Source organism: Ramlibacter sp., assembly GCF_035706265.1.
In the GTDB taxonomy this organism is placed as follows: Bacteria; Pseudomonadota; Gammaproteobacteria; order Burkholderiales; family Burkholderiaceae_C; genus Ramlibacter.
On sequence record NZ_DASSVG010000033.1, the window covers coordinates 1 to 2,708 of the forward strand.

Here is a 2,708-nt window from a genome sequence, read left to right on the forward strand (position 1 = left end):
GCATCCGCATCGCCGTGGGCGCGCCTGGCACGTCGCACGCCAGGCTCGTCGTCGTCCTGCTGCGCGGCGGCATGGACGGCCTCTCCCTGGTCGTCCCGCACGGAGATGGCGCCTACTACCGCGCCCGCGCCAGGATAGCTCTCGCTCCTCCCGGCCAGGTGGATGGTGTGCTCCCCCTCGACCACCTTTTCGGCCTGCACCCTGCGGCATCGGCGCTCCTGCCGTGGTGGAAAGCGCAGCAACTCGCCTTCGTGCACGCGAGCGGCTCACCCGACCTGACGCGCTCCCATTTCGACGCGCAGGAGTACTTGGAAACAGGCACGCCGGGGCGCAAGAGCACGCCGGACGGCTGGATGAACCGGCTCGCCTCGCAGCTCGGGGCTTCGGCAAGCAGCGTCGAAGAAAGGCGCATGCTCGCCGTCAGCCTCGGCCCGACGATGCCGCGCGTCCTGCAGGGAAAGGCGGCCGTGGCCTCGATGGAAACCGGCCGCCTGGCGGACGCTGCCAGCGCAGCGAACGCGCAGGCCGTGGCCGCGTTTTCCGAGACATACGACCCCGACGGTCCGCTCGGCCGGAACATGCAGCAGCTCACGTCGACGCGCCTGGAGATGCTCGCCGCCCTGGGCAGCACCGACCCCATGGCCAGTGAAGCAACGCCGTCGCCGGCCGGACTGGCACGTGATGTTCACCGTCTCGGCCGCCTGATGGCGGCGGATCCCCGCGTCCGCTTGGCATTCGTCCCGGTGGTCGGCTGGGACACCCATGTGAACCAGGGCGGAGCCCGCGGACTTCTCGCCGGCAAGTTCACCCTGCTCGCGCAGGCACTGGACGCACTGGCGCGCGGCCTCGATCGGCACCTGCAGGAAACGACCGTCATCGTGCTGTCCGAATTCGGTCGGACCGTGCAGGAGAACGGCAACGGCGGAACGGACCATGGGCACGGGAACGTCGCGATCCTGCTGGGTGCGGGCGTTCGCGGCGGAAAGGTTCATGGCCAGTGGCCCGGACTGGAGAGCGCATCGCTTCACCAGGGGCGCGACCTGAAGGTCACGACCGACTTCCGAAGCCTGATTGCGGAAATCCTGGAGCAGCGCTTTCGCCTCGGCGACCCTGCCTTGTCGGAAGTTCTGCCGCAGACACCCACGAGCCGCATCGGCGCGGTCACGTGAGCAGGCGAGCGGCGCGGGAGAAGGCCCGGGCGAATTCGACCCGCGCTGCGTGATCGCCCGTAAGATGGGGCGTCTGCCGGGGGGCCGATCTCCCGGCACCCGACCTCTGCACGAGCCATGCTCCGCCTCACCCTCTCCTCCCTGCGCCGGATCCTGATGGGCGTCTGCCTCGGGGTGCTCGTGGTGCTGCTGTTGATGCCCAACACGTTCCTGCGTTTCCTGCGCGTGCAGTACCGCTGGATCGGCGTGCCCATGAACTGGGTCGAGGCGCATTCGGCCTCGATCAACCTGGCGCACCTGATCGCATTCCTGGTGGTGGGTTTTGCTGCCAGGCTGGCCATGCCCGGGCGCAGTCGCGCCACGCTCGCGATCATCGTCGCGGTGGCGATCGTGTCCGAGATCGCGCAGTTCTGGGTGCCGGGGCGCACGCCCCGCATGAGTGACGTCGGTGTGGACGTGGCCGGCACGCTGGCAGGCGCGGCCTGCGCAGGCCTGCTGCTGTGGCTCTCCCGTGCCTGGCTGCGCGGCGAAGCGCAGCCAGGCAAGTAGGCCCGTGCGCTCAGCGCCGCAAGGCGAGCTGTTCCGCGTGGCGCCGCCGCGCGGCCTCCAGCTGCGCCTGATGCCGGATCCGGGCCTCCCGCAGCAGGGCCTGGTGCCGCGCGTGCGCTTCGCGCAGTGCGATCTCGTGGCGGATGCGTGCGTCGCGCAGCGCGAGTTGGTGGCGCACCCTCGCATCGTGCTGCGCCAGTTCCCGATCACGCAGGTCGCGGCGCACATGGCCGGGTGCGACGCAGGCGTCATGGCGCTTCACCAGCCCGGGAGGACATGCGATGCCGTGATGGCGCTCGTGCGCCATGGCACCGGTGGAAAGCAGCAGGCCGGCGATCACGGCCCCGAGGATCTTGTTCATGGCGTACTCCTTGATCGTGGGTTCGCGCGTCGCGCGCGAATCACCGTCAAGGTCACACCGGACCAGTTGCAGCGGCGTCGGAGAGATGCGCATGCCTGCGAGGGAGCCGTCGACGTGCGCGTGAAAGTCAGCGTCCGTTCAGGCCCGGCGGCCTAAGCTCAGGCAGCCGACGCTGCGAGCCAGCGCCGGCTTCGCGCCGGCGTGGCCGCTATGGATGGTGGAGCTGGCGGGAATCGAACCCGCGTCCGCAAGCCTTCTACGAACAGTTCTACATGTTTAGCGATCTGTTTTGGATCTCGCCGTCCGGATCGCGCAGTCGCACGCTATCCGGCCAGCCAGTGCCCTTGAGTCTCGCTTCCGGCCAAGGCACCCGCCCGGAAGCCAGCCAATGTAAGTACCCTTGCAGTCAGGACCTTACGACCCTGACCCAGCCCATCGGCCAACTGTTGCAAGGCTCACCGGCAATTAAGCGGCGAGGGCGAAACGTTCGTCGTTCGCAGTTAGTTTGTTTCAGCTGGATTTACGAGGTGATCTGACCCTCGACATGCCCTGCTGCGTGTCCGAACCCACGTCGAGACCAGTGCAGCCCCTGGAATCCAGTATCTTACGGCACCCGCGCCGGTTTCAAG

Annotated in this window: 3 protein-coding genes and 1 other RNA gene; 2 read left to right on the forward strand and 2 right to left on the reverse strand. The window is 68.4% G+C overall.

The features are described from left to right. Together VFM98_RS01085 and VFM98_RS01090 are read left to right on the forward strand one after the other, a co-directional pair. A partial coding sequence (locus tag VFM98_RS01085) for a DUF1501 domain-containing protein (protein WP_325108036.1) occupies nt 1-1,169 on the forward strand: 1,169 nt, incomplete at its 5' end. Nucleotides 1,170-1,286: 117 nt separating this feature from the next. Further along, nucleotides 1,287-1,718 (forward strand): VanZ family protein, encoded by a 432-nt coding sequence (locus VFM98_RS01090; protein ID WP_325108037.1) that lies wholly within the window; start codon nt 1,287-1,289, stop codon nt 1,716-1,718. A gap of 10 nt (nt 1,719-1,728) precedes the next feature. Here VFM98_RS01090 and VFM98_RS01095 read toward each other — a convergent pair whose 3' ends face one another. Together VFM98_RS01095 and ssrA are read right to left on the reverse strand one after the other, a co-directional pair. After that, a complete protein-coding gene (locus VFM98_RS01095) occupies nt 1,729-2,079 on the reverse strand; it encodes a hypothetical protein (protein ID WP_325108038.1) in 351 nt (116 codons plus the stop codon). A 215-nt stretch (nt 2,080-2,294) separates the two neighbouring features. Further along, nucleotides 2,295-2,669: a transfer-messenger RNA gene (gene ssrA, locus VFM98_RS01100) on the reverse strand. Nucleotides 2,670-2,708 lie beyond the last annotated feature (39 nt).

Bases quoted from the DNA above. Each gene is read 5' to 3' on its own strand.
- VFM98_RS01090 (WP_325108037.1), top strand. From the start codon at position 1,287: ATGCTCCGCCTCACCCTCTCCTCCCTGCGCCGGATCCTGATGGGCGTC.
- VFM98_RS01095 (WP_325108038.1), bottom strand. From the start codon at position 2,079: ATGAACAAGATCCTCGGGGCCGTGATCGCCGGCCTGCTGCTTTCCACC.